10 protein-coding genes and 2 pseudogenes are annotated in these 7,366 nt (G+C 39.2%); 4 read left to right on the forward strand and 8 right to left on the reverse strand.

The window, feature by feature from the left end; all coding sequences use genetic code 11:
• The 3 genes and pseudogenes from WYK_RS23735 to WYK_RS05010 all read left to right on the forward strand — a co-directional run.
• Nucleotides 1-378, forward strand: a pseudogene (locus WYK_RS23735) (glycerol-3-phosphate acyltransferase); the annotation flags it as partial.
• Nucleotides 379-439: 61 nt separating this feature from the next.
• Nucleotides 440-1,210, forward strand: a complete 771-nt coding sequence (locus WYK_RS05005; protein WP_040373492.1) for a CPBP family intramembrane glutamic endopeptidase — start codon at nt 440-442, stop codon at nt 1,208-1,210.
• A gap of 17 nt (nt 1,211-1,227) precedes the next feature.
• Nucleotides 1,228-1,422, forward strand: a complete 195-nt coding sequence (locus WYK_RS05010; RefSeq protein WP_040373493.1) for a YycC family protein — start codon at nt 1,228-1,230, stop codon at nt 1,420-1,422.
• A 132-nt stretch (nt 1,423-1,554) separates the two neighbouring features.
• Here the strand turns inward: WYK_RS05010 and WYK_RS05015 are convergent, their stop codons facing one another.
• Nucleotides 1,555-2,028, reverse strand: coding sequence for an NUDIX hydrolase (locus tag WYK_RS05015; RefSeq protein WP_040373494.1), 474 nt, complete (start codon nt 2,026-2,028; stop codon nt 1,555-1,557).
• Between the two features lie 91 nt (nt 2,029-2,119).
• Between WYK_RS05015 and WYK_RS05020 the strand changes: the two genes are divergently transcribed.
• On the forward strand, nt 2,120-2,425 hold the full coding sequence (locus tag WYK_RS05020) for a HesB/YadR/YfhF family protein (RefSeq protein ID WP_040373495.1): 306 nt from the start codon (nt 2,120-2,122) through the stop codon (nt 2,423-2,425).
• 55 nt (nt 2,426-2,480) lie between these two features.
• On the opposite strand, the gene WYK_RS05025 is transcribed toward WYK_RS05020, so the two are convergent.
• The 7 genes and pseudogenes from WYK_RS05025 to WYK_RS05050 form a co-directional block, all read right to left on the reverse strand.
• A complete protein-coding gene (locus WYK_RS05025) occupies nt 2,481-2,774 on the reverse strand; it encodes a hypothetical protein (RefSeq protein ID WP_040373496.1) in 294 nt (97 codons plus the stop codon).
• Between the two features lie 19 nt (nt 2,775-2,793).
• Nucleotides 2,794-3,225, reverse strand: coding sequence for an acyl-CoA thioesterase (locus tag WYK_RS05030; protein WP_040373497.1), 432 nt, complete (start codon nt 3,223-3,225; stop codon nt 2,794-2,796).
• Nucleotides 3,225-5,549 carry an AAA family ATPase gene (locus WYK_RS05035; RefSeq protein ID WP_040373498.1) on the reverse strand — a complete coding sequence of 775 codons (2,325 nt, stop codon included), beginning with the start codon at nt 5,547-5,549 and terminating at the stop codon, nt 3,225-3,227. Before WYK_RS05035 ends, WYK_RS05030 begins: the two co-directional genes overlap by 1 nt.
• Nucleotides 5,550-5,743: 194 nt before the next feature.
• On the reverse strand, nt 5,744-5,887 hold the full coding sequence (locus WYK_RS05040) for an acid-soluble spore protein N (protein ID WP_040373499.1): 144 nt from the start codon (nt 5,885-5,887) through the stop codon (nt 5,744-5,746).
• Nucleotides 5,888-5,946: 59 nt separating this feature from the next.
• On the reverse strand, nt 5,947-6,075 hold the full coding sequence (locus tag WYK_RS23740; RefSeq protein WP_152526410.1) for an FbpB family small basic protein: 129 nt from the start codon (nt 6,073-6,075) through the stop codon (nt 5,947-5,949).
• A 159-nt stretch (nt 6,076-6,234) separates the two neighbouring features.
• Nucleotides 6,235-6,768, reverse strand: a complete 534-nt coding sequence (locus WYK_RS05045) for a peroxiredoxin family protein (RefSeq protein ID WP_040373500.1) — start codon at nt 6,766-6,768, stop codon at nt 6,235-6,237.
• 232 nt (nt 6,769-7,000) lie between these two features.
• Nucleotides 7,001-7,366, reverse strand: a pseudogene (locus WYK_RS05050) (aconitate hydratase); the annotation flags it as partial.

Raw genomic sequence — 7,366 nt, forward strand, 5'->3', positions numbered from 1 at the left:
GCTTCTTCTTGATACAGATATTCATTTTGCTGCTCGCCGGAGTATTTGCGGTTATAGGTCATATGTTTCCTGTATTCGCAGGTTTTTCGCGGAGGAAAAGCAGTTGCCACATCAGCGGGTGTAGTACTTGGAACCCACCCGATTTTATTTTTAATTTTGGTTTTGGTCTTCTTTATTTCTTTATACCTGAGCAAATATGTTTCACTTTCTTCAATGATTGCAGCTGTAGCAGGATTAATCTATGCACTGTTTTTTGCATATGAAGATAAACCGCTGCTCGTCGTACTTGCTGTGTTTGTGGTCTTCATTATTTACAAACACCGTGCGAATATTAAACGGATTAAGAATAAAACGGAACCAAAAATCACCTGGCTTTAAGCTTCAAGTCTGTCCAATAATAGGACAGGCTTGTTCATTTTAAATAAAGTGAAGTGACAGGATGAATTATTCTTATACGAAAGAAAAAGCTTGGCCTCAGTATCTGATTCCATGTCTATTCATGGCTATCGTATTCTTTATTCATCAGCAGAATCTTCAAATTAGTTTCTATCTTGCAGGCCTTCTTATGCTAACCCTTGTCTTTTTCAATGAAAGGAACCGCATAGTCCTCTGGATGTCGATTGCTTACTTATTCGGACATCTTCTCTATCTGTATGCGAATAAATTCGTCGACGTAACGGATGTTTCCTTACCATCTAAGATCCTCTTAAACAGGCTCTTACTGATTTGTAATCTCATTCCCATCAGTATCATTTACTATTCTTTTATCAAAGAAAAACTTGTTAAGCTCATGTATGATCGACCCATAAGACTCAATAAAAGGGTTATGCTTGTGTTGGTTCTGCTGTTTTCTCTGCCCGTTCTCGTCATCCTATTAAACAAACCAATCACACTGCCGCTACTAACCTATGGGCTGCTATTCTGTTTCTTACATGCCGCCTTGCAAGAGTTGATTTGGAGAGGGATCCTTCTTCGTGCATTAACCATTCAATCGACACAAACGACCGCCATTCTTACTTCTGGTATTGGCTTTGGCATCACCCAGAGTACGGTAGGTTTCCAATTGTACTCAAGCATCCTTTTCTGCTTCCTTGGCAGTTTCTTCGCTTGGCTTACCATTAAAACCGGCAGTTTAGTTCCATCGTTTTTACTTTTCTATTATCTTAGCTTTTTACTCGTCCTCTCAGGCGTTATTTTTATCGGATTTTAATATAATGGAGGTTACTTATGAGACCCTTACAAATATCGGCGGAAACAGCTGTTAAATTGGCGGAAACGCTGAATCTTCCGTTAGAGCAAATCATGCATATGCCAGCGCACATTTTAGTCGCGAAAATGGCGGAAGCTGAAAAACTCGAAAAAAATAAAGACACGTTTTATATGAAGCATCACCCAGCATCTATTCGATTGAATGCTGGGTGAATGCCCATAACTCCTTCTTGCAACCTCTTCTTTGAATGTCGTCCTTTGCAGGATTCATTTTTAACAAGAACCCCCAGTGCCGTAATCGTCTAAAACAGCAAAAAGAGCGATAGTGGAGATTCCTACTTCGCTCTAGTTACATAGTGCTAAATCTCTTATGTCTACAGACAGCAGCCGGTCATTTTCTCCATATGTACACGCATACTCCTTTTGCTTAGCTTCTTTCGTTAAATGAGGCAGATAATACAAAATATTACTAACTACCTCGTCTTCGCTGCTTGCCATTATCCATTCAAACGGTTTCCACTCTAAGATTCCTTCATCACACTCAATCTTCACTTCCTCATTGCTTTCGGCAGTAAAAAGATACATGCCGCCCGTCTGCCATGTAACGATCCCATGTGCTGTTAATGATGTAACGGATAGACCTGTTTCTTCGAGAATTTCCCGTTGAATGGAATTCAATGGTGTTTCCCCTGGTTCAATTTTCCCGCCGACTCCATTCCATTTATGTTGATTCGGTTCATTATTTCGAAGCAGCAGCAAGTATTCTTCTATACTATTTCTTTGCCTTTTTATAAAACAGATCGTATAAATAATATCCATGGGTATTCCCCCCTTCCTTAAGCCTCATATTCGCTTCTAAGTTAGCTTTCCTTTATACTAAACATATCGTGAAACGTGAAAGGAGAAATACATGAAAATTAACATCTCTGGGCCTGCATCTCAATGGTATGCAGATGAAATGGAACTGCAAGAAGGCAGCAGCGTCCGATTTTTTGTCAGATATGGCGGACACAGCCCCATTCAAAGCGGTTTTTCTTTAGGAGTTAATCTTGATCAACCTGTTGATCCTGCCACTTCAATTAAACATGAAGGAATAACCTACTTTATCGAAAAAAACGACGAGTGGTACTTTGATAATCATGACCTGTATATCGACTTTAATGATAAGACAGCCGAACCGGCTTTTCGTTACGAAGAAATAACTGCAAATAATTAAACACCGGCTAACCGGTGTTTTTTTATAAGAAGTCTAAACCGCAGGATTCACCATGTTAATTGACCAGTTTTTCAACTATTCCTTCAGCCTTAAGGATTTCCCTTTGTTTAGCACCGAGTAAATCAAAATGTGAATACCCGTCGCGGCGATGGTGAATCCATTCCTTGCGAAGTCCGTACTGTTGTCCCCACCGTTCAAGTTTAGTAAGATCTTGACAACCTGCTTTGGTGACGGTGTTACAATCAGGAAAACGGTCATCAAGCCAATAATGTGTTAAAAAAGCAATTTCACCTTCATCGATTTTTTGCTTCCATGCTTCTAACTCTTTTCTTTTAATGCCAAATGCCATCTGTTCCTCCCCTCACCCTCTACTCATTCTGCTTCTTCTTTTTATTTTTTTCATATGCTTGATGCCAGTCCGGATATAATTTCTTGATTGAGATAGGACGGAAGGAATCTTTTTTAACACAAACATGAATCGAAGAACCACTTACTGCAAGCTCACCCGTGTCAGTTAAGATTTTATACCCGTACGTAACACGAAGCCCGTCATACTTTTCAATCCATGTTAAAACAGTTGCGGTTTGTCCATATTTAAGTGGTTTTTTATAAGAAGCTTGGATATCTAACACCGGTGATAGAATTCCTTCTGCTTCTAATTCAGCATAATTAAAGCCCATATCTTTAATCAGCTTTGTTCGTCCAATTTCCATCCATACTAGATAATTAGCATGGTAGACGATTCCCATTTGATCTGTTTCTGCGTAACGGACTTCAATACTATTTTCTGAAATAAGCATTATTTTTCCCCTTTTTTAAGTTTTTCTGCAGCTTGCTTTAAGTCATTTTCTGTAATGACCATTAAATCTGTATCTTCCCATACATCTGTCGATTTCGGCATCAGACGAAGGGCCTGCATTTGAATGGCTTCGTTGATTAAATTAGCAGCATATCGTCCGTTCCCTGGTGCATGATAATGTGTTAAATAAGCTGTTACCCATGCTAGCGCTTCTTCTGACAGAGTATATTGATATTCTTCACTATACCTCTGCATAATTTCAATTAATTCCTCTGTATTGTAATCAGGAAAATGAATAAACTTTTTAAAACGAGAACGCAGACCGGGATTACTCGAAAGTAGACGATCAATTTCTTTTGTATATCCAGCGAGAATGACGACTAAATTTTCATTATGACGCGTCATTTCTGCCACGAGTGTATCAATTGCCTCTTTTCCAAAATCATTTTCACCTTGACTTAACAGGGAATAGGCTTCATCAATAAATAACACGCCTCCAAGCGCTTCCTTTATTTTCTTCTTGGTTTTAAGCGCGGTCTGCCCCACATATCCCGCGATAAAGTCTGCTCGGCTTGCAACAACTAAATGCCCTCTTTTCAGCATTCCATTTTCTTTTAATAACTCTGAATAGATTTGCGCAACCGTCGTTTTACCCGTCCCAGGATTGCCAGTAAAGACGGCATGGAACTGGACAGGGACAGCTTTCATTCCTTGTCGTCTTCGAATGTGCTGGATACGGGCATACGATGCTAATGCCTCCACTTCTCGTTTAATATCTTTTAGCCCGACTAATTTATCAAATGTTTTCCATGGTGAATGTCCTGTAGTTGAATCGTTCATTTGAAAATCTTCCGGAGATAGAACGGTGAACTCGAGAACTTGCTTCGTATCTACCTTCGCCCGTGAACCTTTTGTAAAAATGGCATCTGTGACAAGTGTACGTGCTGTTCGAGCATTTCCAAATGTTTCGTCGACCTGCTCTTGCTCAAGCTTCTCTTCGAGTTCAATCAATGCTTCTTTCGTTAACAAATAGTCATTTTCCAAGGCTGCCTGATTAGCAATCTCGAGCAGTTCTTCAGTGGTATAATCAGGCAGATGAAAATGATTTGACTGTGGAAACCTGCTTCTTAGTCCAGGGTTGGCTTGTAAGAACTGCCTCATCTCATCTGGATAACCGGCCAAAATAACCGCAAATTTCCCGTTGTATTTCTGATTAGTCATTAATGAAACCAGCGTATCGATTACGGTTTGTCCATAATCATCGCCCGATTTTCCATCTCGCTTTAAACTATAAGCTTCATCGATAAATAGGACGCCTCCTACTGATTTTTCGACGATGGCTTGAACTTTTTCCTCCGTTTGGCCAACATATGCCCCTACTAACTGAGAGCGCTCGACTTCTAAAACTTCTTCACGAGGAAGTACACCGAGCTCATAATAAATTTTCGCCAGCAGCCTGGCAATGGTTGTCTTACCTGTACCTGGGTTTCCAGTTAGAACCATATTCAAGCTTTGTTCAGACTTAATCCGTAATCCTATTTCGGTTCGTCGATTTTGGTACTGTAGAAAACGATAAAAATCACGAACCCTATTTTTGACACCGGACAAACCGACCATTGCTTCTAGTTCTTCAAGCGGACCTCCTGCAGGAAGCGTTTCTTCAGTTTGTTCGAATAATGCATTCCATTCATCTCTACTTCTTTGTAATTTTTCAAGAGCCTGTTTTATGACAGCATAATGTGTCGCTGTATGGAAAACACCTGTAATGGACTCTTCGTAATCAATAGACGCCTGATGCAATAATGTAAGTATTTCCTTTATATCAGTCAGTAAGACTTCAGCTTTTTGGTATCTTTCCAGTAGTTTAGGATCTTCAATGGATTGAGCAGCCCACAAGCCTTTATGAAGTCTGTCCTGCGTTTTCTTTGTATTTTCCAAATAGAGCTCACAGTTTTTGATATACTGTTCAGCAATATTCTTTTTAGCGGTACGATTATCCGTTTCTCTCATTTGAGGAAAAACATAATCATCAAATATCCCTAGATATTTTCTCCATTCAGAGTCTGCTAATAATTGATTGGCAAGCTGATTAGCTGGATTAAGTCTCAATGCTTCCTGAACCCAGGCAGTATATAGCGATCCTTCGCCTCTTCCCGCTTTTTGTATTTTTGCCAGTAGACTATACAGCCTGGATCGTTCTATATCGGCTTCTTGATTAGTTTCGTGTATATTTTTTAATGCTTGGACAATAGATGCTGGATCCGTTTCATCCATGTATGTATGTTGTGGTAAGTCAGTTCGTTTATTCTCTTGATTTGAGGTCATTTTCACTCATCCATTCCCGAAAATTCCTTTCCATCTTATCATAAATAACTGTGAATCGCCTTAGCTGACACCCCAAGTGGAAAACAAAATGATTAAAGCGGTTGTTATACCAAGAGAAAAGCGGCAAAGGGACTGACCCCCTTTACCGCTTTTGAGTAAGAAATATACGTTTTAAGTTTGTTCCTTACATTCCATTACTCGCCCTTTGTTTGAATTACCTGAGCATGCTCACCCGATTTATCTGCCATTTTCTTTCCTTTATTTCCATGTCCCGTTCTCGGCTGAGTTCCAAGATGAGAGGGTACAAATGCTTGTGGATGTTTTTTCGGATTACTCATGTTTATCGCCTCCTTTCCATAGTGTTTACTATGGGAAGAAAGTGATGCCTGCCATATTTTTATTCTGCTTTTTGTAAATGTCGTTTTTCTAAACGATCTTCGATGAGTTCCAATTGTTTTGAATTCTTCAGTAATTCTAAACGATTTTCCATTACCAGCTCTTCAAATGTACGTTTTCTTTTTTTCATTATGAACCACCTCTACTTGATTTCCTTTTATTATCTCCAATTATTGCTAGTCCTAGCCAAAAATAATTAAAAATTTAGAAAACGTTTTACGCTTTTCATATGCAGTAACTAAATAGACGAACTATTTTTCCAACAAAAAAAGCAACAGACTATTGCCCGTTACTTCATTTTATTGATGGTATCTTTCATATAGCTTTCACTCATTGCCGTACGGTAAACATCCTGGATTATCCCTTTAGAATCAATAAAGTAAGTGGTTGGAATACTAAGTACTTGATAGCGGTCATTAACTGGATTTTTTGAACTCTGACTATCGAGCAGAATGGTAAAAGAAACGCCATATTCTTTTACAAATGCTTGAACATCATTTTCTGGATCAATATTTACAGCTAGAATTACCACATCATCATCCATAACCTGTGAAAATTTCTCCATGTCCGGCATTTCTTCCCGACACGGCGGACACCACGTAGCCCAAAAGTTTAAAATTACTTTTTTTCCTTCATAATCAGAAAGCTTAACACTTTCCCCTGTTAATGTCTTCAATTCAAAATCTGGAGCTTTGACCCCTATCTTCAAACCGCCTAATTGGTCATTACTGACGGATGTCGGCCCTTGTCTGTCCATTGCTTGAAAAATAGCAATGCCAATTAGAACGAGAAGAACTGCTGAGGCAATTATTTTCTTCCACATATGTATCCCCCTATGCTTGCAATCCATACACCCTTATTCGCTTACCTTTATACATATTATTATTGATAACCCGCAGCTAGAACAACTTGTACATCCTTCATCATACCAGCAATATACATCCAAATAAAGAACTGATCATGAAACAGCAAGACCACTTAGTTAACGTTCACTTTTTGGACAAAATAAAGGCGGCAGACCCTATAAAGGATTTGCCGCCATTGTAATAAGCATATTATTTTGCTTGCAGTTTGTTACGTAATACCATTTGAAGGATACCGCCGTGACGGTAGTAATCAATTTCAACTTCAGAGTCAAAACGGACAAGCACTTCAAATTCTTTTTTATTGCCAGCTTCATCAGTAGCTGTTACTTTCACGATATCACGTGGTCTAACTGTTTCATCAATTTGAACATCGATTGCTTCTTTACCTGTTAATCCAAGTACTTCAGCATTTTCGCCTTCTTTAAATTGAAGCGGCAGTACACCCATTAAAACAAGGTTAGAACGGTGAATACGTTCAAAGCTTTCGGCAATTACAGTTTTGATTCCTAACAGATTTGTTCCTTTAGCTGCCCAGTCACGCGAGCTGCCCATGCC

Source organism: Peribacillus psychrosaccharolyticus ATCC 23296 (assembly GCF_000305495.1).
Taxonomy (GTDB): Bacteria; Bacillota; Bacilli; order Bacillales; family DSM-1321; genus Peribacillus; species Peribacillus psychrosaccharolyticus.